At 43.0% G+C, this 23,937-nt stretch carries 21 protein-coding genes; 7 read left to right on the forward strand and 14 right to left on the reverse strand.

The genetic code is table 11. The annotated features are described in order from the left end of the window. The first annotated feature begins 90 nt into the window (after window positions 1–90). Window positions 91–1,422 (forward strand): radical SAM protein, encoded by a 1,332-nt coding sequence (locus EHO59_RS11685; protein ID WP_135588191.1) that lies wholly within the window; start codon window positions 91–93, stop codon window positions 1,420–1,422. Here the strand turns inward: EHO59_RS11685 and EHO59_RS11690 are convergent. Genes EHO59_RS11690 through EHO59_RS11700 form a run of 3 tightly spaced genes read right to left on the reverse strand, consistent with a single transcriptional unit; the run spans window position 1,419 to window position 3,479 of the window. Then, window positions 1,419–2,111: a TIGR00266 family protein gene (locus tag EHO59_RS11690; RefSeq protein ID WP_135588193.1), complete on the reverse strand. Its 693-nt coding sequence runs from the start codon at window positions 2,109–2,111 to the stop codon at window positions 1,419–1,421. The genes EHO59_RS11685 and EHO59_RS11690 overlap by 4 nt on opposite strands. Window positions 2,112–2,120: 9 nt before the next feature. Further along, window positions 2,121–2,792 carry a TIGR00266 family protein gene (locus EHO59_RS11695; RefSeq protein WP_135588195.1) on the reverse strand — a complete coding sequence of 224 codons (672 nt, stop codon included), beginning with the start codon at window positions 2,790–2,792 and terminating at the stop codon, window positions 2,121–2,123. A gap of 21 nt (window positions 2,793–2,813) precedes the next feature. Next, complete coding sequence (locus tag EHO59_RS11700) at window positions 2,814–3,479, reverse strand: TIGR00266 family protein (protein WP_135588197.1); 666 nt, start codon at window positions 3,477–3,479, stop codon at window positions 2,814–2,816. A 68-nt stretch (window positions 3,480–3,547) separates the two neighbouring features. Here EHO59_RS11700 and EHO59_RS11705 point away from each other — a divergent pair, with 68 nt between their 5' ends. The 3 genes from EHO59_RS11705 (at window position 3,548) to ptsP (ending at window position 7,230) form a co-directional block, all read left to right on the forward strand. Next, on the forward strand, window positions 3,548–4,207 hold the full coding sequence (locus EHO59_RS11705) for an SDR family oxidoreductase (RefSeq protein ID WP_135588199.1): 660 nt from the start codon (window positions 3,548–3,550) through the stop codon (window positions 4,205–4,207). A 264-nt stretch (window positions 4,208–4,471) separates the two neighbouring features. Then, entirely contained in the window at window positions 4,472–5,377 is a 906-nt protein-coding gene (gene lpxC, locus EHO59_RS11710) for a UDP-3-O-acyl-N-acetylglucosamine deacetylase (protein ID WP_135588201.1), read from the forward strand. Window positions 5,378–5,490: 113 nt separating this feature from the next. After that, on the forward strand, window positions 5,491–7,230 hold the full coding sequence (gene ptsP, locus EHO59_RS11715; RefSeq protein WP_135588203.1) for a phosphoenolpyruvate--protein phosphotransferase: 1,740 nt from the start codon (window positions 5,491–5,493) through the stop codon (window positions 7,228–7,230). Window positions 7,231–7,241: 11 nt separating this feature from the next. On the opposite strand, the gene EHO59_RS11720 is transcribed toward ptsP, so the two are convergent. From EHO59_RS11720 to EHO59_RS11730, 3 genes are all read right to left on the reverse strand, one after another. Further along, window positions 7,242–7,898 carry an LIC11631 family protein gene (locus EHO59_RS11720; protein ID WP_135588205.1) on the reverse strand — a complete coding sequence of 219 codons (657 nt, stop codon included), beginning with the start codon at window positions 7,896–7,898 and terminating at the stop codon, window positions 7,242–7,244. A 127-nt stretch (window positions 7,899–8,025) separates the two neighbouring features. Beyond that, window positions 8,026–10,068, reverse strand: coding sequence for an AMP-dependent synthetase/ligase (locus EHO59_RS11725; RefSeq protein WP_135588207.1), 2,043 nt, complete (start codon window positions 10,066–10,068; stop codon window positions 8,026–8,028). Window positions 10,069–10,231: 163 nt separating this feature from the next. Next, window positions 10,232–10,741: a TlpA family protein disulfide reductase gene (locus EHO59_RS11730; protein WP_135588209.1), complete on the reverse strand. Its 510-nt coding sequence runs from the start codon at window positions 10,739–10,741 to the stop codon at window positions 10,232–10,234. A gap of 116 nt (window positions 10,742–10,857) precedes the next feature. On the opposite strand from EHO59_RS11730, the gene EHO59_RS11735 reads away from it, so the two are divergent. Next, window positions 10,858–11,265: a hypothetical protein gene (locus EHO59_RS11735; protein ID WP_135588212.1), complete on the forward strand. Its 408-nt coding sequence runs from the start codon at window positions 10,858–10,860 to the stop codon at window positions 11,263–11,265. A 78-nt stretch (window positions 11,266–11,343) separates the two neighbouring features. Here the strand turns inward: EHO59_RS11735 and EHO59_RS11740 are convergent, their stop codons facing one another. The 8 genes from EHO59_RS11740 to recN all read right to left on the reverse strand — a co-directional run bounded on the left by EHO59_RS11740 (window position 11,344) and on the right by recN (window position 21,996). Next, window positions 11,344–12,489 (reverse strand): glycosyltransferase family 4 protein, encoded by a 1,146-nt coding sequence (locus EHO59_RS11740; RefSeq protein WP_135588214.1) that lies wholly within the window; start codon window positions 12,487–12,489, stop codon window positions 11,344–11,346. A 13-nt stretch (window positions 12,490–12,502) separates the two neighbouring features. After that, the gene (locus tag EHO59_RS11745; RefSeq protein ID WP_135588216.1) at window positions 12,503–13,357 is read right to left on the reverse strand and encodes a 3'(2'),5'-bisphosphate nucleotidase CysQ family protein; all 855 of its coding nucleotides are present in this window, start codon (window positions 13,355–13,357) and stop codon (window positions 12,503–12,505) included. A 10-nt stretch (window positions 13,358–13,367) separates the two neighbouring features. Beyond that, entirely contained in the window at window positions 13,368–13,802 is a 435-nt protein-coding gene (locus tag EHO59_RS11750) for an LIC11625 family surface-exposed protein (protein WP_135588218.1), read from the reverse strand. Between the two features lie 60 nt (window positions 13,803–13,862). Further along, on the reverse strand, window positions 13,863–16,079 hold the full coding sequence (locus EHO59_RS11755) for an ATP-dependent helicase (RefSeq protein ID WP_135588220.1): 2,217 nt from the start codon (window positions 16,077–16,079) through the stop codon (window positions 13,863–13,865). 8 nt (window positions 16,080–16,087) lie between these two features. Next, window positions 16,088–18,985 carry a BamA/OMP85 family outer membrane protein gene (locus EHO59_RS11760; protein ID WP_135588222.1) on the reverse strand — a complete coding sequence of 966 codons (2,898 nt, stop codon included), beginning with the start codon at window positions 18,983–18,985 and terminating at the stop codon, window positions 16,088–16,090. A 101-nt stretch (window positions 18,986–19,086) separates the two neighbouring features. After that, entirely contained in the window at window positions 19,087–19,551 is a 465-nt protein-coding gene (locus tag EHO59_RS11765; protein ID WP_135588224.1) for an ExbD/TolR family protein, read from the reverse strand. A gap of 2 nt (window positions 19,552–19,553) precedes the next feature. Then, window positions 19,554–20,159: a MotA/TolQ/ExbB proton channel family protein gene (locus EHO59_RS11770; protein WP_135588226.1), complete on the reverse strand. Its 606-nt coding sequence runs from the start codon at window positions 20,157–20,159 to the stop codon at window positions 19,554–19,556. 130 nt (window positions 20,160–20,289) lie between these two features. Beyond that, a complete protein-coding gene (gene recN, locus EHO59_RS11775; protein ID WP_135588228.1) occupies window positions 20,290–21,996 on the reverse strand; it encodes a DNA repair protein RecN in 1,707 nt (568 codons plus the stop codon). A gap of 266 nt (window positions 21,997–22,262) precedes the next feature. On the opposite strand from recN, the gene EHO59_RS11780 reads away from it, so the two are divergent. Further along, the gene (locus EHO59_RS11780; protein WP_135588230.1) at window positions 22,263–22,967 is read left to right on the forward strand and encodes a histidine kinase; all 705 of its coding nucleotides are present in this window, start codon (window positions 22,263–22,265) and stop codon (window positions 22,965–22,967) included. Continuing rightward, window positions 22,951–23,721 carry an SDR family NAD(P)-dependent oxidoreductase gene (locus tag EHO59_RS11785; RefSeq protein WP_135588232.1) on the forward strand — a complete coding sequence of 257 codons (771 nt, stop codon included), beginning with the start codon at window positions 22,951–22,953 and terminating at the stop codon, window positions 23,719–23,721. The genes EHO59_RS11780 and EHO59_RS11785 overlap by 17 nt, the downstream gene beginning before the upstream one ends. The last annotated feature ends 216 nt before the right edge of the window (window positions 23,722–23,937 follow it).

The raw sequence follows: 23,937 nt of genomic DNA on the forward strand, positions 1-23,937 counted from the left end.
TAAAAACTAAGTCTTCAAATGCCCCAGTCAAGATAGAAAAAGCCAAAAACTAGATGCCAAAACTTCCCGCAGAAACAGTCTGTCGTTAAGATGAGTACAAGCACCCTTCGCCCAGAATCTTCCATAGCCTTACTCGAGGAGATGGAACGGAAATACAAACAGATCCCTTTCGAAGCTATCTTGAAACAGGATATTCTGAGGCAGGGAATCCACTTTCTTCCTGAATCTTTCCAAGTGGGAGAAGAGTATAAGACAAAGGATTACTTCATCTTTTCTTTTGATCATATTCCTTTGGCTGACATGAAGGAAGGAACCGACTCCAAGGCTCCGGAAGAAATCAAGATCACTGGCGGATATTTCAATCTTCTACCGACTGTGGTTTCTACTCGCAATAATCCAGACTCGCCTTACAAGGTAAAACGAATCCAGGCAGGACAAACTGACGAAGGAAGACCAGGTCTATATTTAGGAGAAACCTTTTTAGGAAAATTAGAATATCCTCCTAAACCTGCTTGGTACAGACACAAGACCAAATCCGGAAAGATTCCCGGAGAGATCGCTCCTGTCATTGAATGGGGATATCTCATTTACCTTACAGTATTCCGCAATTGCCAATACTTCGGAAAAGACGAAGAGTGCGCCTACTGCGATATCAATCATAACTACAGACAACAAAAGAATGCGGGAAGACCATACACAGGCGTCAAGGACATAGAAGATCTTTTAGAAGTTCTCTCTTGGATCGATGCAGAAGACGAGATCGCAAAGGTGTACACGATTACCGGAGGTTCTGTAATCACTTCTCTCAAGAAGAAGAATGAAATCGATTTCTATCTAGAATACGCACAAGCGATTGAGCAAAGATTTCCTGGTAGATGGATGGGCAAAATTGTTTCCCAAGCTTGGGAGAAGGAAGACTGTCAAAAGTTTAAGGACGCTGGCATCCAAGTCTATCATCCCAATTACGAGGTCTGGGAACCGGAGCTATTTCGCAAGATCTGTCCTGGTAAAGAGTCCTATATCGGTAGAGATACTTGGATCAGAAGGATCGTTGACTCTGCTGAGGTCTTTGGACCTTCTTATGTAATCCCGAACTTTGTAGGTGGTGTGGAACTTTCTCAGCCTTGGGGATTTGCAACGGTTGCCGAAGCGATTCGCTCCACAGGAGAAGGACTAGACTTCTTTATGTCTAAGGGGATCATGCCTCGTTTCACTGCTTGGTGTCCTGAGCCTTATACGACTCTAGGAACGCAAGCAGGACCTCCTTTGGAATATTTCTGCGAATTGCTCACAGTATGGAAGGCTACATTCGAAAAATATAATCTTCCAGTTCCTCCAGGTTATGGAGAACCAGGTCCAGGAAAGGCAGTCTTTTCAGTTTCTGCCTTTATGGACGTGATCGGATACCAGGGGAGAAATTAATCTCCCCCGCCTCCGTTACTGGAACGTACCACTCTTCTCCAAGTGTTTGCCCAGGAAGCGAATGAGTTTTGGTTCCTGGTCTGAACATACAATCTTCCCTTTCCGGAAAATCTAGCGACCAAACCTTCTCCAGATAAGAAGAGAGATTTCAATCCGCCAACCTTGTCTATGGTATAATCCAAGCTAGGTTCGAATCCTACAATATGTCCGGTATCCACTATATAGGTCCCGTCCACATCCACAGTATGAATTGCTCCGAAGCTAGAGAAGAAAAGATCTCCACTCCCGCTTACTTTCAAAAAGAATAATCCTTCTCCTGCAAAGAATCCCTTGAAGCCTCCCCATTTGCTGTCAACGACAAGATCCGTACTTCCAGCCACATAGGCGCCTCTACTCAGGATCAATTCTTCGTTCTTTAAACTGCGATGCTCTAAGTCTCCTTGCGTCGCCGAAGTAAGATACAATTCTCCTTCTCCACCTTCTGCAGTGAATGTGTTTTGGAAGAAGCTTTCTCCACTAAAGAGTGCTCTCTTAGCGGAAGCAAAGATCCCACCTTGTGCCTTTGTCTCCATCTTTACTTTAGGAGACATGGCAACCATCGCACCGGATTCTGCGCGAATGGATTCTCCTGAGTTTAGAGTAAGTTTGATAATTGGAAAATCAGGTTTTGCTAATATTTCGTGTTTCATAAAATGACCTTATTGTTTTTTAGGAGGAAGTTCTTCTCTGAACCAGGAACCTAAGGACGGCACATTTCTGGATTGGATCCAAAGCCTTCCTTTTCCCTTGAATTTTGCGACGAATCCTTCTCCACCTAGAAAGAAAGACTTCCAGCCTCCGAATTTGGTGATCTCGTATTGCAGACCTTCTTCGAAAGCGACTATATGTCCTGTATCTACGATGAATTCGCCTTCTACATCCAAGACCTCGATCCCTCCATAGCTGGAAATGACGAGAGGTCCGTTGCCTGAAAGTTTCAAAAAGAACAAAGACTCTCCGCTAAAGAATCCTTTCAATCCTTGGAACTTTGTATCTATATCGATCTTCGGATCGGCAGCGAGAAAAGAACTGGATTGCACAAATACAGTCCCATTCAAATCCAACTTTTCCACATCACCGGGAAGAGTGGGAGCAAGAAGAACTTCTCCTGCTTGTGGAGCAGTGAATGTATTCATCCAAAAGGATTCTCCTCCTAAGAAGGCAGCCTTCAAGGATTTGAACAGTCCTCCTTGCTGAGCCTTTGCAGTTTGTATTTGAATATGGGAACTCATGCTCATGAGCGCGCCAGCTTCCGCCTTGATCGACTCACCGGAAGAAAGATTTACCTTAGCGATGGAGTAAGAAGGTTTATATAATAATTGAATATTCATTTTTTATCCTAGAGAAATCGATTACACAGGCAGAAGTCTAGTGAGCCAAGTGATGAAACCGGAAGGCACTCGACTCTGTATCCAGAGAGTTCCATTTCCGGAGAAGTTTGCGACAAGACCTTCTCCACCAAGCAATGTGGATTTCCAGTTACCGCCGGCTCTTCCTACACTGAACTGCAAAGAATTTTCGAAAGCTACGATATGTCCTGTGTCGACCGTGTAATTTCCTTGTACTTGGATGGGAACGATCGCACCATACGAACTTAAGAAAGCCTTACCACTTCCGGAGACCTCGAGTAAGAAAAGACCTTCTCCTCCGAAGAGAGAACGAAGCCCTCCGAATTTAGAAACGACTTGGATGCCTGAGTCGGAAGCTAAGTAAGATCCGGATTGCACCATCACACTTTTTCCGTTTAAGTCTAGTTCGATGATATCTCCAGGAAGGTCAGGCGCGAGCCCGATCTCTCCTCCGTCAGACGGAGCGGTATACGTATTGAAGAAGAAAGATTCTCCTCCCAGAAATTTTCTAGCAAGTGCGGAAAGAAATCCGCTGCCCATCTTGGTTTCGACCTGCATTTTGGAGCTCATGTAAACCATGGCTCCCGCTTCCGATTTAATCGATTGACCCGGTCCCAATCTAAGTTTCAATAAGGAGAACGAAGGTTTGTGAGTAATCTGATATTGCATATCCGAGAGAGTTTGGAAAATATTTTCTGAACCGTCAATTCGATTACAGATCTTTCTTTTACTACTTTATGAAACATGTACTGATCACAGGAGCGAACCGAGGAATCGGCTTAGAACTCTCCACACTCTACGCAGAAAAAGGATACCAAGTCATCTCCGCCTGCAGAAAAGCATCCGAACCATTACGAAGGATCGGAGTCAAAATTTATGAGGGATTGGACCTAACACAAAGCCAAAGTTTTGAGTCCTTTTCCTCCTTCTTATCCGGAACCAAGATAGATATCCTGATCAATAATGCGGGAATACTGATCCCGGACAATCTAGAGAGTTTGGACTTCCAAGAATTGGAGACTCAGATCCTGGTAAACGCGATCTCTCCCATTCGTCTTACAAGACTTCTTCTCCCTAAAATTTCTTCTGGGGGAAGGATTGCATTTATCACGAGCAGAATGGGCTCTATCGGAGACAATTCTTCCGGAGCATATTATGGATATAGAATGTCCAAAGCCGCATTGAATGCGGGAGCCGTGAGCCTGGCAAGAGACCTCCGCCCCCAAAAGATGGCGGTTGGCATCTATCATCCGGGTATGGTAGCCACAGAAATGACCGGCAGACAGGGCATTCCCCCCAGATCCGCAGCCGAGGGACTCTTCCAACAGATCGATTCTCTTACCCTAGAAAGGTCCGGAAGATTCTTTCACCAGAACGGGGAAGAGTTACCATGGTAAAAAGGATTCTGTCTCCCTAAAACAACACTGTTGTAAAAAAGAGACAGAAGTACAGAAATTTCTTTCTGATTATGTCTAATCGGACTGGAATCAACGCGTACACCCCTTCTAAAAACGTCTTTTTGCACTGCACCTGGCATAGATATTGCTTCTATAGTCCTAAAGGGTTATTTTTTCTGATCGAAAAAACAGTCAGAGAATAAGAGGCCCGGTGCAAAGCGAGATACGGACCCTGGTTCTTATTAGAACCGGGACAGGAAACCGATGAATTTCACGGAACATAGAAAAACATTAAAAGAAACAGTTAGAATTAAGGGTATCGGACTTCATTCCGGCAAGGAAGTGAATCTGATTGGACATCCGGCACCTGTTGGAACCGGAATTGTCTTTGAATACCGCAAGGGAGAAGACAAGGCTTCGATCCCTGTGGAATTAAGCAATGTGGTAGATACAAGTAATGCCACCACATTGGGAGACGGACTGCATAGAGTCCAAACGGTAGAGCATTTGATGGCGGCCGTTTTCTCCGTTGGGATCACCGATATGATCCTAGAAATCGACTCTGTAGAAGTTCCTATCATGGACGGATCCTCCCTTCCTTTCTTGGAAGCTTTCGAGGATACTGGCTATACGGAATTTGAAGAATCAATAGAACCTATTTATATCAAGAATCCCATGTGGGTAGTGGACGGAGACAAGTATCTAGTCATTCTCCCAAGCCAAGAGTGGAAGGTGACCTACACCATCGACTTCCCTCATCCCCTCCTCAAAGGCCAAAACATCACGGTCAACTTAGACAGAGACGTCCTAAAAAATGAGATCCTTCCCGCAAGAACCTTCGGCTTCCTCAAAGATGTCGAAGCTCTGCAAGCGAGAGGACTGGCAATGGGCGGGTCCTTGGACAATGCGATCGTGCTCACGCAGGATGGATACTTGAACGAATCTCTTCGCTATGAAAATGAATGTGTCCGACATAAGATCCTGGATCTGGTCGGAGATCTTTCCATTGCGGGAAGACCGATTATAGGACATTACCTTGCTTCCAAGGCGGGTCATGCCCTAGACGTTTCTATGGCGAAACTCGTGATGAGTTCCGAAACAGGGAACGAGCTCGGAAAATACAAAAGCCGCAGGATTCCCCTCTTCAAAAGAAAGGCAGCGGTCGTATAATTTTTGTTTGGATCCGACCGTTGAAAGCCGGTCGGACCAACCCCTATCCCTCTTTATAAAAGACTTGTCGATTCAGAAAACTCGGTTTATACAGCTTGCAAGCAGTAAAATCGATGAACGGCACCAAAAGAATCACGTACCAAGGAATTGTCGCCTTTCCGGGAAGATTTTACGGCCGTTGCGTAAAGATAGGTACCAAGAGAAGACATCTCGCTCACGGGGCCTATATTCACGAATCCCAAAAACCAGAAGAATTATCCAAACTCTCTAAGGCTCTCGACTCTTCTAAGGTGGAATTAAAATCCATCATAACCAAATTAAAAGCTAGAGAGGAAGACAAGGAACTCAAAGAGATCTTAGAGACCCAAGTTACAATTACAGATGATCCTGGGCTTCAGGATTCATTTCGAAGTCGGATCAAGGAATACAACGAGAACGCATTTCTAGCAGTCCAGAATACGATCAATGAACTCACGGATAAATTCACAAGATTGGACAATCCTTTCTTCAGAGAAAGATCGGACCATTTCCAAGATATATCGAATCGAATCTTAGAAAATCTTTTAGATAAAAAAGAAGAAGTCTCCTTTCTCGCAGATCAATCCGAAGATGTGATCTTAGTCGCGAGACAGATCACTCCTTCTCAGATGATCTTAATGGACAAGAGTAGGATACGAGGAATCGCAACCGATCTGGGTGGTAAGACGGGCCACATGGCCATCCTTGCAAGAAACTACGGAATTCCTACTGTAGTTGGTCTTAGGGAATTTTACAGAAACGTAAACGACCTAGAGTATGTTTTTCTGGACGCAGACACTGGCCAGATGGTCAGAAATCCGACCATCGAAGAAGTAAAATATTATGGTGCTTCATCTCCATTGTTCGGAGAAGAAAAATCCTCTAAACCCAAAAAGGCAATCACCAAGGACGGAATACGCATCCGTTTAAAATGCAATTTAGAATCGGATACTGACTGCGATATAGCAAAGAAAGCGGACGTGGACGGAGTGGGACTCTTTCGTTCCGAATCCTTATTTTTAAAATACCAGGACAAGAACGTATCCGGAGAAGAACAGTTTTTAGCATACAAACGGATCGCAGAAGAAATGGATCCGAATCCTGTTTATATCAGAACCTTCGATATAGGAGCGGATAAATTTTCTACAGGCGAATTTGAAGAGAATCCGTTCTTAGGAAATAGAGGGATTCGATATAGTCTCCAGAATGTGGATTGGTTCAAAGAGCAATTGAACTCCATCTTAAGAGCCTCGGCTTACGGAAATCTTAGCATTCTTCTGCCGATGGTAACTAGCGTCGCAGAGATCAGAAAGACAAAAGCGATTTTAGAGGAATGCAAAAGAGAACTTTCCGCGAAAAAAGAAAAATTCAATAAGAAGATCAAATTGGGAGTGATGGTAGAAACTCCCTCTGCAGTTTCTTCGATGGATGTGCTGGCAAAGGAAGTAGATTTCTTTTCGGTAGGAACAAACGACTTATTGCAATATCTAATGGCGGTAGATAGAAACAACGCTAACGTTTCAAATCTTTACAACCCATTTCATATTTCTTTCTTAAGAGCTCTTTCTCAAATCGTAGAAACTGCTTGGAAATATGAAAAACCTCTAAGTATCTGCGGGGAGCTCGCCTCCGATACGAATTTTACGATTTTATTATTAGGCTTAGGATTCAGAGAACTCTCGGTAGCACTTCCTTTTGTGAGTTCCATCCGAAAGATACTCGGCTCGGTAGGATTGAAACAGGCAAACTTCTTATTAAAGAAGATCATGGATCTTTCGGAAGAAGAAGATTACGAAGCCATTGAAGCTTTTCTATTTAGCAAGCACTTAGAATAATTAGAAAGAGATCAATAATCCAAGCTTAGGAATAGAAAAGGATCCTGCTCCAACTTCTTCTCTTGTAGAAAAAGAGGACCAAAGGATTCTTTCGGTTTTAGAAAGTTCAAATAGGATTGCTTTTCTGTACGAAGGAAGAAATTTCCTCGGACCTGATTTTCAGAATTGAACTCGGAAACTTTTTTTAGAATCGAAGGAAGGTTTCTATCTTTTGAATTAGATCTTGAGAAAAGAAGAAGGAAATTTCTATCCTTCCATTTTCCTTGGAGAGAAAATCCTTCTCCCTCAAAGAATTCTGAAAATATGGAATGCCTATCTTCTTCTTCCAATCTCTTATAGAAGAAATTGTATTCGGAACCCATGACTTGCGGTAAGAATGCATCGAATCTAATTCCGGGAGCATCTTCCCAACCTTGCGTAAGGCAGATTCCTTTTTTAAAATTCGGGCTGAGCCCACTCGTCTCAATCTCAAGATTCCCGTTGCGGAGGCCAAGCTCCGCTCTTGCAAAAATGAATCCCAGATTTAGGGGCGAAAACTCTCTGATCCTGGAAAAGTCCCAAACTTCTTTCTCTTTCAAAGGTGAAAAATACAGATTGTCCAAGGCATATAAGTCTGAGTGACCGTAAGGCTCGAATATACTAGGTTGGGTAAGAAGAGTTTTCGCCATATATTCCGAATATCGGCTAACTCTAAAAATCAGAAGGGCAAAAAAAAACCCCGAGGCTTAACGCACCCGAGGCTTTTCTTGAAAATTTAGCCTTTTTAAGGCTTAGATCTCGCGTATTAAGGAAATCTTATTTATCCGCAGTGTAGACCTTCTTGATCTTATCAGCGTATTTTTCAGCGATCACATGCCGTTTCATTTTCAGCATATTGTTCAGCTCGTCTCCCACTTCGAAAGGCTTGGAAACCAAGAAGAATGGTGTCACTTGCTCAAAAGATTTGAATCCGTTTTTGGAATTGTTTAGAGCCTTGATCTCTTTTTTGTATAGATCCACTACCTTCGCGTTGTCGATCAATGCGTCTTTGTTAGAGATATCGACTCCGTTTTCCTTAGCCCACTCGTCCAATTTCTCGAAATCAGGAACAATGATCGCTCCCAGATTTTTCTGATCCTGGCCTATGATCATACATTGGCTGATATATGCAGACTCTTGGAGTTTGTTCTCGATAGGAACCGGCTCCACGTTTTCGCCACCGAGTAGGACCACAGTGTCCTTAGCTCTTCCTGTAAGAGTCAGGGTATGTTTGAAGTTGATCATTCCCATATCGCCGGTATTCATCCAGCCGTCTACGAGAGTCTTAGCGGTAGCTTCATCGTTCTTGTAGTAACCTTTCATTACCTGAGGACCGTTCACAAAAACAACGCCCTTACGGCCTAGTTTTCCTTTTACGATCTTACCGTTTGCGTCGATCTCAGTTAACACTTCATTATTATCATTTCTGATCTGAAGATGGGTCTTAGGAACGATGGAACCTACGGATCCAATAATCAATTTTTGGAATGTTCTTACGGAAAGAACAGGAGAAGTTTCCGTCATACCGTAGCCTTCCAAAACATTGATACCGATATTGTTAAAGAACTCATCCACATGGCGAGGAAGAGCTCCTCCTCCGGATATAGAAGCTCTCAGTTTTCCACCGGTAGCAGTTCTGATTTTGGAAAGAACGATCTTGTCTAGAGTTGCGCTATTGAAGAATACTCCGAGTCCTGCTATGATATAGAGAGGTAGGCTCAAGAAAGAAAGTTCTGTAGAAGCAAAATAATAAGCAGCAACAGAAGAAAGAACAGTCAGAATAAAAGGTCCAGTCAGAACCAATTGAACTAACATTAGAATTCCGTAAAAGAGGGAATAGATTGGATTTCTTCCATGATAATCCACTTCTTTTCCGGTCAGGAAACGGACAGCCGCGTTCTTCTTATCAGAGAAGAAGTAAGCAAGTTTGAAAAGCCCTCTGCGAAGTGCAGGAGTTTGGCTAGGATCATTGATCCGAGTATAGATTCCGTTATAGATATTTTCCCAAAGACGCGGAGCAGAACCCATAAAGGTAGGCTTCACAGTCGCGAGGTCTTGGCGAAGATCTCTTACGTTTGTATAATATGTAGAAGCACCGATGCTAATGCAAACATACTCTACAACTCTTTCGAAAACGTGCCAGATAGGAAGAATGGAAAGAAGTCTAGCTTCCGAATTGATCTTCAACATAGGAGTTACGTTCAAAACCTGGTGCATCATATTGGAATGCTTCAGTTGCACTCCTTTAGGAAGACCAGTAGTTCCTGAAGTATAGATCAAAGTGAAAAGATCGTCCGGATGGATCGCAGCAACTCTATCTTCTGTCTTACGAGAACCGGATGCTCTCAGCTGTTTTCCCTTTTCGATCAGATCATACATTTTCAGAACCCCAGGAGCGCTGGAATCCTTGTCCATTAGGATAATGGTTTTTACTTTTCCGAGCTGGGATTTGTTTCGGTTGAATTTCTCCAGCATCTTGTCGTTTTCGATAAATACAACTTCTGCTTCGGAATGGCTTACGATATAAACGATCTCCGAGTCAGTGATATCAGTTCCTCTCGGAACATCTGCCGCTCCAGTAAGAATGATAGCGCAGTCGGCGATAATCCATTCTATTCTATTGTCCGCAACCAGAGCTACGTGGTCCCTGGACTGGATGCCTAAATCGATTAATGCTTCCGCAAGATTTAAACCGTTTTCGTATAACTCCGAATAGGTGAGAGGCAAATAATTCTTTTGAGCATTCTTATAATAAAAAGCAGGACGATCTTTAAATGTATCCGCTGCCTCACGAAACAACTGGGCGAGATTCTCAGCCATGAATGGAAATTCTCCTGAATGAAAAGGGGTAGATGAATAAGTTCCGGAAATAGCAAACCGAGAACCTATTCCACCTTAAAACTAAATGCTGGGAGATAAATCCTTTTTTTTCGAACGGTACGAATAGAGATTATTAATCAGTTGTTATGGATAAAACAAGATTTTAAGGCGATTCAAGCCAGTTTTTGAGCCTACCGGTCAAAATTGGTAAATCTCTCTCGGAAATCCCATATTGGAAATGCAGTTTCTTTCCTGATTTGCTAAAAACGAATAAAGCGGGCTGCCCTTCTATCTTTAAACCGTTTACCAATTTCCATTTCGGGTCTAAAAGGCTCGGATATTTCATTCCGAACTCATCCGCTGCCTTTTTGATCTCAGGAATTGTTAGATCGTCCTCGGTATTTACTCCGAAAACGACTGTATCAGTCCCTTTTAACCTTTGTCGTAACTCCTCAACCACCGGGACCGCTTTTTTACATGGTTCGCACCAGCTCGCCCAAAAATCCAGGATCACTAATTTGCCCTTATCTTCGGAGAAGGAATGGTTCCTTCCCTCCCAGTCTTCCAAGCTTATCTGGTATAGAAAAGGCTGCTCTTCCGTGCGGCATTGAATTAGGCTGAAAAGCAAAAAGCAGATCGGAAGAAGGATGAGAGAAACTCTCTTAGAAGACATGATTCCAAGATACAAAAGGAAACAGAAGCTACAAGTAATTTACTAAGGAACTCGATTCCTCGCTTTCACCTTGCCTCGGAGCCAGTCGGAAATAAATTTGTATTAGAGCTGATCCCTTGGAAGAGAATCGAATCTATAATTACTTTTTTAGTTTTGAGGAATTCCAAGCCTATTTGGAAGGAAAACATTTCCTTGGGCTCGGAATTTCTTCTCAGCAAGATGCGAATCCATCTAAGGCGAATATTCCCAAGGTTTCTCTTCGTTATGATCCAAAGAAAGGCCTCCTTTTAAAGACTCTCGGGGAGAAGGAACCGAAACTTTTGCAGGCAAACGAATGGTCCGACTCCGTTTGGGAGAGAAAAGAGGATCTATTCGAATGGAAACCGAATGAAACGGACCTAGTCTATTTCCAAGCATTGGATAGAAACAGATTGCATCTGCACTGGAAATCCAATCTAGAAATTCCTTTTTCAGGAATCTTGGATTCTAAAAAGAAAGGACTTTGGGCGAGACTCTTCGGATAAAGGCAATCATTTCTCTTTTATAATATAGACCTTCAGATTCTGTCTTTCACCGACAATTCGTAAAAAATCTTGCCTGCCTTACTTCAGCTTCAGCAATTTAGAAAAAATCTTTTTGGTTTTTTCTGCAGAAACAGTTCTTTCAAACTTCTTCAAGTTCGGTTTCTTAAATTTTCTAGGTTTTTTATAATATTCTAAAATTGAGTTCTTCCATTCGGTTTCCGAATCGGGAGAAAGATAAAGACAAGAGTCTCCTCCTATCTCCCTAAAGACTTCCAAGTCGGAAACCATGCAAGGAAGAGAGTATGCCAGCGCTTCTAAGAGTGGAATCCCGAACCCTTCATAAATGGAAGGAAATAAGAATAGATTCGCATTTGAGTATAGATACTGTAATTCCTCTTCCGTTGCAGAATCTATCCAATGCAATCTTTGGGCCTGAGCTGCCTCCTGGAATTCCTGCAAGAATTCGGGAGATTCCCAGCCAGCCTTTCCGGCATGCACCCAAACTCCTGGAAATTTAGGATTTTCCTTTTTTAGAGCCTGATACGCCTTCCAAAGGATCTGATAATTTTTACGAGGCTCCAAAGTGGATACTGTCAAAAAGAAATTCTTCGGTAGCTTCTTAGTTCTTTCTGTCGGCGCTGATCTTCTTTTTACGATCTCTTTTGTAGAATAGCCAGGATATACGATCTCTATCTTTTCTTTCGGATAAGAATAATACTTTTGCAATTCTCTTGCTGTGAATTCAGAATTCGCGAGCACGAAGTTTGCTCTTTGGATGCTTCTTCTCAAATAGAACAATTGCTGCAAACGAGCGATAGGCCTCATCGTTTCTGGAAAACGATACGCTACAAAATCATGATAAGTCAAAACTCCAGGTATTTTATTCGGTAGGAATAAAGGAAATACCTGTTGTGTCCCCCAGAAGAGATCTATTTCAAATTTACGGATCTGAAAAGGAAGATATAGCGCAAAGTATATACCACCTTTCTTAGCGAATGCTCCCTCACCTATCACCGTCTTTATATTCGAATTCTTTAATAGTTCAGAATATCCTTCATGAATCGGTCTATGTGAAAATAGTAGGAACTCGAAGTCCTTATCCGAAGAAAATCCTTTCAAAACGGATTCAATGAGTTTTCCGACGCCGGAAACAGGAGTCGAAAGAGGTCTCGCATCGACTGCAATTCGAAACACCTTATGGGTTTTGCTTTTCTTTTCGCGCAAAAGACCAGCTCCCTTACCAGCGTTCTCTTACGGAAGATTGTAATGAGACTTGAAAATCCGTCCAAAATTCCTGGACTAACTCTTTCTTACCGGCAATCAATCCAATCCCAAGCTTCGAGGTTAAGAAAGGATACTCCTTTCCAGACTTGATCTCTATATCCAATCCGCCTGAGGCCCTAAGGATAGCGAGCCCTCCTGCGACATCCCAGTCATTCTTGGGACGAAGGGACAATGTCATCGGAAATTTTCCTACTGCAACTAGAGCGAGTTTATATGCAATCGATCCCTTGGGTTTTAGAAGAAATCTTTCTCCGTATCGAATATTCTTGAAGAGACCATCTCTTGTCTCTGAAACGGAGACTAAAACGGAATTCGGTCCTTCTTCCTTGCTTTCTTCTAAATATTTAGAAGTAATATCCCAGGAGATTTTGCGGTCTTTATAAGAATTTTTTAATATTTCAAATCCGGATCCTATCCCTGTTTTTCCCCAGAAAAATTCTCCGGTGACAGGATTCATCACGATCCCAAAGGTAAGTTCACCCTTCTCCACGAGGCCTAGGCTAATTGCGAATTCAGGATTCTTAGCGACAAATTCTCTTGTACCGTCAATTGGATCTAGGATCCATATCCGATCGGATGTTTGGTCTTTAGGGGAAAAGTTGGATTCTTCTTCTGAATAAACGGGATCGCCTAAAAGATTTCGGATCCCGTTCGCAATGATCTCATTAGCACGAAGATCCGCTTGGGTCAAGGGATCTCCTTTCGATTTTTCCATCACATCGAAATCCGTTCCGTAGATGGACAGGATTTCGTCTGCGGCTTCCAGAACAAGTTTAGAAACGGTCTCCGCTTCTTCCGGAAATCGCATTATAGAATGATTATTTTCCGCCGGGCTGGCCGGTTTTCTCGTCTCTGTGAGGCTCTTCGTCCAAATTATCCGGACGCACATAAAACACTTCATTGATCGGAGTTTGAAGATAAATCTCCGGATCCATTAAGTAACTATAATATACAATATACGTTTTGTATTTTACATATACTCCGAAGGTTCCCTTTTGCGGCTCGTATTGAATGGAATCCGCCTTGAGATCCTTGATGTATTCCTTATAATCCAGATATTTGCGGTGAAGACTATATTTCACTGCAGAGAGAAGGTTCTTTTCGAGAGTTGCCTTCTTAGCGGAATCGGAGATCTTTCTGTTCTTATTGAACTCTTCGATCTTATTAAATTCCTCTACTAAACCGCTGACCTTGCCAGCAAACAAAGGACTCGCCAAGCAGATTGCCAGGGCCAGTATTACGATCCGTTTCATTGTTTCTCCTATGTTCCTGAATATAGTATCGGTATTCTCAGGGGCGAACTTTCCCCCCAGTTATAATTTCTCTAAGGGAGTATATGCAAGGAAAAAGTTTTTCTCAAGCCCCCCGAACCTTATTTTTACTTTCCGGTTTTTTCCGGTTCCCTGCACTGAAACCACGATTCCTGCCCCGAATTGAGCATGCTTGACCCTATCGCCTTCCCGGATTTCTGCCTCTTCTCCCAAGGGGCTGCCGGAATTTTCAGGCGCAGAGAAAGAGGTTTCCTTTGCCTTCGGTTGGTAATTCTGGTAGGCGCCCGCCGAGGCAGTGGGAGGTCCTTCTGGTCGTCTCACCCCTTTACGAGAAAGAGCTCCTTCTTCGCCGAAACATTCTCCTGGAATTTCAGGCAAGAAGCGGGAAGGAATTCTAGGCTCCACCTTGCCGAATTTTCTGGAGTTCCTACAATAACTCAGATAAAGCTTTTCTCTCGCTCTCGTTAAAGCCACATAGAAAAGCCTTCTCTCTTCTTCCTCACCTTTTGGTTCTTCTAAACTCATTAAATGGGGGAAGGTTCCTTCTTCTAAACCCGTGATGAATACTGTCGGAAATTCCAACCCTTTCGCATTATGCACTGTCATGAGATGAACATAGTCCGTGAGCTGAGCGGAGTCCTCTTCGGAAGTCAAAAGGCTGATCTGATTTAGATATTCTTCGAGATTCGGGGAATCTTCTCTAGTTTCGTATTCTTCGATGGAGTTCACGAATTCTCTCACGTTCTCCACTCTGGAGATCGCTTCTTCGTCATGGGAATTTCTCTCCATGTATTCCACCCAACCGCTTCTTTCAACGATCTCTAACGCGATTTTAGAGGGAAGTTCGCCTTTTTCCTTTTTCTCGATCAAATCTTGGAATAGATGATAAAGTTCTTTTGCCTTGCCTAAACTTGCTTTCTTCAAAGGAAGACTTGGATGTCCTATCGCCTCTAAAAATGAGATTCCTTCTTTGATAGAGAATTCTCTGATTTTTTCGAGACTTGCCTCACCGATGCCTCGGGGTGGAGTATTTACAATCCTTAATAAAGAAGTCGAATCTAATGGATTTGCGACCACGTTAAGATAAGCGATCATGTCCTTGATCTCAGCACGATCGAAGAACCGAAACCCTCCGAAGATCTTATAAGGAATTCCTGCAGATCTCAAACTTTCTTCAAAATATCTAGATTGTGCGTTCGTTCTATAGAATATCGCGAAATCCTTATATTCAGCTCCTCTTGCGGAACCGGATCGGACCTTTCTAACCGTATCGTAAGCTTCTTCGTTCTCGTTCTCAAACTCTGAAAGAGAGATAGTCTCTCCTTCTTCATTGTTAGTGAATAGTTCCTTATCTTTTCGATCGCTATTATTAGAAATTACTTTCGAAGCAGCTCGAATGATTCTGGAAGTGGATCTGTAATTTTCCTCCAACTTCACTACGAATGCATTCGGGAAATCCTTTTCGAAATTTAGAATATTCGAAATATCCGCGCCTCTCCAGGAGTAGATGGACTGATCATCGTCCCCTACCACGCATAAATTACCTCTCTCTCCGGAGAGAAGTCTAACCAAAGTATATTGGGTCTTATTCGTATCCTGGTACTCGTCTACCATGATATAATTCCAACGATCCTGATATTTCTTTAGAAGCTCAGGAAATTCCTGGAATAGTTGCACAGTGCGTAAGATCAGATCTCCGAAATCGAAAGCTTGGTTCTTTTTCTTTCTCTTCTCATATTCTTCATAGATGGAAGAGATCATTTGAGAACGATGTGAGAAATTTTCCTTTCTCACATATCCGTCCGGATCGGTCATCGAATCCTTCCACGAGGAAAAGATCCCAACTAGAGAAGAAGGCTTGTACTGCTTAGGATCTTCGTGAAGATCCTTGATCACCTGCTTAATTAGAGATTCTTGTAATACGGAATCGTAAACCGTGAAACCTGAATTCATTCCCAGATAGGAAGTTTCCCTTCTCAAAATATACAAACAAAGAGAGTGGAATGTCTTGATCTGGACATTAAACGGCAAAGAAGGAACGAGATGGCTCACTCTCTCCTGCATTTCCGCGGCGGCCTTATTCGTAAATGTCAAGGCGCAGATGGAATCTGTCCTTCTGTTCAGAATTAGGTTCGCGATTCTATGAGTGATTACCCTGGTCTTTCCGGAACCTGCTCCGGCAAGAATCAGAACTGGCCCTTCTAAACGAGAAACCGCAGCTGCCTGCGGTTCATTCAATCCTTCTAATAGATCTAACACGGAGAGGCCTAGAACCGGTAATCCCCGATACCGAATACGAATTGGAACGCATGGTCAGATTCGTATTGAGCGAACGGTGCCCAGAAGTTTCCCGTAGGCCTTAATTTCTGTGCGAAATAAATACGCAAAGGAAGAACCGGGATCTGGATCCTTAAACCGACTCCCCAGGAATATCTCATTCGATCAAAAGCAACGTTATCCGCCGAGAGAACAAGTCTAGCCGGGTTATTCAAGTCGTCGTAAGTGACGTCCGCCTTACGTCCGTTTGAAGTATTGAAATTGTTTTGGATGTACCAACCAAGCGGATTCGCCTGAATGGCCGCTTCTTTGTTCTTATCATAATTTTCGAAATAGTCCTTCTTGGTCCCTGTGAAACGGTTCACCTGCTCATACAAGGCTCCTCCATCTAAGAAGACAACCAACCAAAGTAAGCTAGGCTCGATCGGGACCCGAATCTCTGAATCGAATAGAATACGGTTTTGCGCACCGTCTCTCCATTCAGATGGGAATTTAGGATCGTTATAATACCAACCTCTCAAGGACTCATAACCACCGATAATGAGTAAATCCTGCGGATAAATGTATGGGTTCTGCACTGGGTCCTGGCTCTTAGATCCGTGCAAAGGAGCCCTTTGAAAAATAAACGTATTAGAAGATCGAAATTCTTGAACGACTCTCCATCTACGAAGTGCGTTGTTTCGGATTAAACCTCCGAAGGTAAAGTCGAACCAAGTATGATAATACTCTCCAAGGACCCTGTACTGGTCGAAGTGGGACGTTCCTCCTAAGAGCTGACCCACGTTATCCACCTGAAAGAGAACGTCGAATCCTCTAGTAGGAGCAAATACGTTGTCGCGGATATCGTAAGAAATACCGTTCGTAACCTGGGAGCGGAACTGCCAACCTCTCCTAACGTTCGCAAGTACCGTATCCGAAACGAGAGCCGTCGGATTTGAATAAGAATAGAATGCAGGAGTATATCTGTGGAAGTGAGTCCAGTTCGTTCCCAATCTATGTGCGAGTCCAAAGGTCAATCCCAAACCATTGTTGTCGTATGTAGCATTCTCCACGGTAGGCGCAGTCGTGCTATCCGAGATGGAGATGGTAGAAGTGGATCCTAGAAAGATCGTCCTCGAGAAGTAGAACATGGAAAGAGATAGAGACCATGGAGTATCATTCATCCAAGGCTCTGTCCAAGATAAAGTAAAGGACCTACGATACGGACCAAACTCCAAACGACCCGAAACCTTTTGCCCGGTTCCGTTCAAGTTGTTCTCTCCAATCTCAGTAAAGATGGTAAATCCGGTGATCGTTCCGTAACCACCACCCATGGAAACCGTTCCAGTCGGCTGCTCTAACACCTCGATCACCAAGTTCATCTTGGTATCGTCCGAACCGGGTCTCATGTTAAAGTTTACTTCCTTGAAGTAACCTAAGTTAAAGATCCTTTCCCGAGATCTGTTGACTAGAGTGGAATCGAATAGATCTCCCGGTTTAAATAAAAGTTCTCTTCGGATCACCTTATCCTGGGTTTTCTTATTTCCCTTAATGATCACGTTCTCGATCTGAGCAAGGTTGTTCTCTCGAACGGTAAAGTCCACATGCACGAATTTTCTTCCGCGCAGCTCGGGGTTCTTATTATAAATTTCTCTTAATTTACGAATACTTAATTGTCTATATTCTTCCTCGCAGATCTTTCTTTCCAGATCTGACCGGCGCGAATAACAGTTCTCATAGTATTGCAAACTCTCTTCGTCTAAGGAAACCACCTTACGACGAGGAATCACCTGAGCGAAAATATGCCCTTTGGAACCGTAGAGCTCGTTAATCGCTCCCCTATCCCGAGAGAATACGGTCTCGTCAAAGATCTCTCCAACGTCCTTTTCGCTATAATCCAGAGTTTTCTCTAATTCAGCGACGGTAAAGAGAGGCTTTAATTTATCTTTAGGAGTATCGATCGGGTTATTTTCCTTGTTCAAGAAAATAGGCCTGCCGTCCGGATCCGTCGTCATATCATGATTAACAGTATATCCGTTAAAATAGTAAACCTGCCCCTCATAGAGCTTGATGTTTACGATAATCACCCGTCGGTTTTTCTTTTCCGGATTCTCCCAGTGAATCTCCCAGTTTGTTCCCTCTCGAATGATCTCAGAATCCAAGTAACCTTTGCTTCGAAGGTAAGCTTGAACGACTTCTTTATCTTTTTCGAATGAACTTTCTTTGAAGTTTCCACCTTCGAACAATCCTTCTTCCTTTAGGTCCATGATTCCTAAAAGTTCAGAAGTCTCGACAGTCTCGTTTCCGTAGATATTGATCTTTGCGACAGGGATCTCTTCTCCCTCGTCAATGATGAATCGGACTCTCACCAAGTTGGTTTTCGGGTCCGGCTTTCCTAATTCTACCTTAACGTATGCAAGAAAGAAACCTTCGTCTCTATACTTTTGGAGAATCAAATCTCTAGACTTTGCCACTTTCTGAGGAGTGATTACCTCGTTCTCTTTCAGAGGCATCTTCTCTCTTAAGTCTGCGGGGAATACTTCGTCTGCTCCCACAAACTCCACGTCCTTAACGCGAGGACGCTCTTTTAATTCTACTAGGATGCGGACTCCGCCGTCGATTTCTTCTGCTTGGATATCTATGAAGTAAAAGAATCCGGAAGCAAAAAGTGTCTTTAAGTCTCTATCGATGATTCCGCGAGTGAGAGTCTTTCCCACTTTCAGTTCGATCATTGCATCGATTTCTGGATCGGGAGTGTTCTTGTTCCCTATAAATTTGATCTCTCGAACGATCTTACCGAAGTAATCGCCTTTCTTAGAGAGCAATTGGGATATTTCGCCGGAGAAAAAGAAGGAACCCGTTAAACAAAATACGGCGAATAACTTACTGATCTGTGCTTTTCGTTTCAAGAGTCTTTTAGAGATCGCCAACAGGCCTACTTTACAATTTTATAGAAAGCTTGTGGTGATGGATTATTTACTCACGAGGTCTTTCGATTCAGGAAAGCGAATCACTGACCTCCGGGCTGACGTACCATTGCAAGATTAAATCTTGTAACACCGGCTTCATTCACTTTATCGATCACTTTTACAATTGTTTGGTAATTTGCTCCGCCATCCCCGCGAATAATTACTCTATTTTTACTCGAGTCCTTCTTGTCCTTGTCCTCACCACTGTTTGCGCCATTGAAGATCTTGATCTTCTCTGTTAATTTTTCTAATGGGACCGGTTCAGTATCTTTATCAAGGAAGATCTTGCCGTCTTTATTTACAGTGATAACTAGTTCATCTTTCTTCTTTTCCTGAGCGGAATTAGAAGATCTAGGGAGCTCCACCTTGATCACAGTGGCTTTTTCTAAAGTGGCGTTCATCAAAAAGTAAATTACGATGAAGCTAATAACGTCGATCATCGGAGCAAGCTCGATCTGGCCTGCTCTTATACTCCCTTCTCCCCGACTCCACTTTCTAAATTTCATGATTATTTCAAAAACCTAAGTGCTTGCTCGGAGAAACTCTCCATTTCAGCGATCGCATCTTCTTTTCTTTTTTGGAAGAAGTTGTGAAAGATATAAGCAGGAATTGCAACCCCAAGGCCCATAGCAGTAGTAATCAATGCCTCACTGATCCCTACCTCTGCTCCTCTGGTTCCGGATCCTTCTGCGAAGGAACGAATGATCCCTAATACAGTTCCTAATACCCCAAGTAAGGGAGAGATCGTTGCGATAGTCGCAAGAGGAGAAAGGAATTTTTCCATTCTCTGGATTTGATTCAATCCTTGTGTAATAAATTCATCATCTACGGAAGCAGCACTTCTCTTATACTGAGCAATTCCAGCTTGCAAAACCTGAGATACAGGACCTTGGCTCAGACTGCGCATTAGATCCGCTGCAGAATCTAAATTCTTTTCTCTTAAGAGATCTTTCACTCTTCTCCAATCATCCGGAGAAATGGACTTCCAACGAGAGAAGAAGATCAGCCTTTCAATGATGATTGTAAATCCTATAATAGAAACAAGAAGGATCAAAATAGGGATGGTTTCCGGTGGAATAATGGAAACCAAAGAATCTGTTTTAGCAAGGATCATGTGGGCTTAGGTTCTCCAAGGAGTAGGGTTTCCAACTCGGCTGTCCCTGCCAAACGATTTTTAAAAGGAATGCTTTCTTTTTGACCGTATGGAAAAATCCATCCAGTGAAAATGCGAGAAAGGCGGCATTTTATACCGCCTTTTTTTTCAGCAATTCCTTCGCGTGATTCAGAGCGCCTTTAGATATGTTCTGACCCGAGATCATCCTCGCAAGTTCCAAAGTCCTCTCTTCCATTCCCAAGAATTCTGCATCGGAGATTGTTCGACCGTCTTTCACATGTTTGCTCACTAAAAGATGGTGATCTGCTGCTGCTGCTATCTGTTGCAAGTGAGTTACCAGAATGATTTGATGCGTTTTGGATAGAGCTCTTAGCTTCTTGGCCACATCCAAAGCAATCTCTCCACCCAGACCGGAGTCAACCTCATCGAAAACTAAAACTTTTCCATCAAAATTGGAACCTAATACGCTCTTGATGGCCAACATCACTCTCGAAATCTCTCCTCCAGAAGCTATCTTGCGCAAAGGCCTAGGCTTTTCTCCCGGATTCGGACTGAAATAGAATTCGGCCTGATCCAATCCATATTCATTTACTAAATAAGATTTTCCTTGTGCTTCTACTTCACCTTCCGAACTGGTTTCCCATCGAAGGACCACTTGCAAGCCGGCGCCTTGCATGCCTAAGACTTCTAACTCGGACTTTAGCTTGGTTTCGAAGCGATTTAAGACTTCTCTTCTCGCTTTAGATAATTGCAAGCAGAGTTGCGTCAATTTGTCTGCCGCTCGTTTCTTCTCCTTTTCTAAAGAAGCTTTAGAATCCAGATTCTGCTCCAAGGCTGCCAATTCGTCTTCGGCCTTTTTCTTGGTATTTAAGATCTCTTGAATAGAAGAGCCGTACTTCTTCTTTAACTTTTGAATGAGGTCTAGTCTAGATTGCACATGAGAAAGCCTCTCCGGAGAAAAGAAGACTTCTTCTTTCTGGTCTTGTGCACTGGTATTGATCTCTCGGATCGTTACATACACTTCTTTGAGAGAAGAATCTATTTCTTCTAAAGAATTACTTAATGTTTTGATCTTATCTGAAGCGGCGAGTATCTTAGGAAAAGCACCTAGAATAGAAGATTCACTTTCTTGCAAGTACCCAGTAATAATATCTAGGTTCTCTGCCAGCTTTTCTCCATGAGTAAGAAGATGTTCTTCTTTGCTAAGCTCCTCCTTCTCTCCTTCTTTCAGATTCGCTCCGTGGATCTCCTCAATTTGGTATTGTAAGATCTCTCTCTTGCGGTTCTTGTCCGCATGATTCATCTCAAGCTCTTCTAACCTTTTTTTCAGGCTTTTGTACGTAAGAAAACCCTCTCTCACTTCTCCTCGTAGAGGAACAAGGCCTGCAAAAGAATCCAGTATGTCCAATTGCTGAGTCTTATCCAACAGTAAGATCTGATCATTCTGATTATGAACTTCGGAAAGTAATTCTCCTAAGCCTCTCAGCACTTGCACAGAAGAAAGAGAATGATTGATCTGGATCTTAGTTTTTCCGTCCCGGGAGAATTCTTTTCGGATCACTATGGAATGCCCGTTCAGTGGAAATCCATGTTCCTCCATCCAATGCTTAGCACTCGGATTTCCGGAGACATCGAATGCAGCTTCTAGACAATATTTGTCCGAGCCAGTACGGATATCCATGGTACTACTCTTGCCACCAAGCAAAGAGGAGATTGCGTCCAAGAGTAAGGACTTACCAGAACCGGTCTCTCCTGTAATCGCAGTTAGGCCGGATCTCAAATCAATTTGAGCGGAATCGATCAGAGCAAAATCTCGAATAGAAAGCGTTTGAAGCATAGAGCCCCCTTATTTATACCTTAATATTCGTTTACTTGTTAATTTTTGTAAACTATTTTTTTGTATAGTATTTTATTTATTTTGCTCTATCTCCAATGAAAGAGCGAAGGAGTATTTTAAAGAAACTTTACAAACAAGTTTCTTAGGGAATGCAAAGCGCGAAATGGCTCTGAGACTGCGCTGAATCCACAGAAATCGGATTTTTGATTGCGTGATTCGTACGAGAGGAAAGAATAGGTTTCGATTTTCTCCTCCGAAGGACGAGCATGGCAAAAAGCTTTAAACAATTAGACGCCCAGCTCTCTGACTACATCCGCAACCGTTCCCGCATCTCCGTTCAATCCTCTCGTATGAACTCCAAATTGGAAAAGTACGTTCTGAGAATCCTAACGGAAGTTTTGGAAAAACTAGGACAGTCCAGATATATCGAAATGCTTTATACCATCACAAAAGAGATGGCGATCAACGGAGTGAAGGCAAATCAGAAGCGGGTCTTCTTCGAAGACTTAGGATTAGATATTCGTAATCACGAACATTATGATAAGGGCCTAGCTCAATTCAAAGAGAACTTCTCCGAGAAGATGGCGGATGAATACGGAAAACGCTGTTTGGCTCGGGGCGTCTTTGTCAAAATCAATATAATCTACGCTTCCGAAGGATTGGTCGTCGAGGTCATAAACAATACTCCCGTAATCGAGATCGAAGAGGTCCGTATGAGGGAGAAGATGAGAAAGGCAATGGAGTACAACGATATTGCCGAGTTCTACATGGACAATATGGATAATACTGAAGGAGCGGGACTAGGGATCGCTCTTATCATGATCCTTCTCAAGAGCGAGAATATTGATCCGAACCTATTTAGGATCCAAACCCAAGCTTCTGAAACTGTGGCTCGAGTAGAAATCCCGTTCTCTGATAAATACGTAACCATTAGAAGTAAGGAAATCAACCAAGTTGGAAATCACAAATAAGACTGCCGTAGTCACCGGTTCGGCCGGAGGCTTAGGCAAAGAAATGGCGATCCATTTCGCCAAATTGGGAGCCAATATCGTATTATCCGATATCTCCGGGGAAAAATTAGAAATCGCTAAAAAAGAGATCGAGGCATTGGGTACGAAAGTCATCGCAGTGCAAACGGACGTCTCCAAGGAAAAGGATGCAGAAAAACTGATGCAAGATGCAGTCTCCGCATTTGGTTCCGTAGATATTGCGGTTTTGAATGCAGGGATATTGAGAGACGGTCTCCTCGTTAAGGCTGACAAACAAACCGGAAAGGTAGCGTCCAAGCTTTCTTTGGCGGAATGGCAAGCAGTCATCGACGTAAACTTAACAGGAGTCTTCTTAACTGGTAGAGAAGCTGCCGTTCAAATGATCAATAACGGAATCAAGGGAGTGATCATCCCGATTGCTTCGGTATCCATGCACGGAAATCCAGGGCAGACCAATTATTCCGCTGCCAAAGCGGGAGTAGCAGCTATGACCCGCCTCTGGGCCAAGGAACTCAGTCGATATGGAATCCGAGTCGCAGGAATCGCTCCAGGATTCATCGCTACAGAAATGGTAATGAAAGACATGAATCCGGAAGCCCTCAAAAAATGGGAGGCTCAAATCCCAATCGGAAGACTGGGAAGACCGGATGAGATCGCCAGCACCGCTGTGTTCATCGCTCAAAACGATTTGGTGGACGGAGTGGTTTTAGAAATATCCGGAGGGGTAAAGATCTAATTCGCTTAACGTCTTAGGGAATCCGCATATTCCCTAAGACACCATTCCGCCTTCCATACTTTTGCCTTCAATTTTCAATTTTTCTAATCTAATTAGTCCTAAAAACCGGTTACAGCCTTCGGTAACTTTAACGTTGAATTATCTTTCTCGTAAATTCAAAGAATCTAATAGTCTTCTCGCTTTATTTCTAAATTAGAATATAGAATTTTTCGTTTT

The organism is Leptospira semungkisensis, from assembly GCF_004770055.1.
Classification (GTDB): domain Bacteria; phylum Spirochaetota; class Leptospiria; order Leptospirales; family Leptospiraceae; genus Leptospira_B; species Leptospira_B semungkisensis.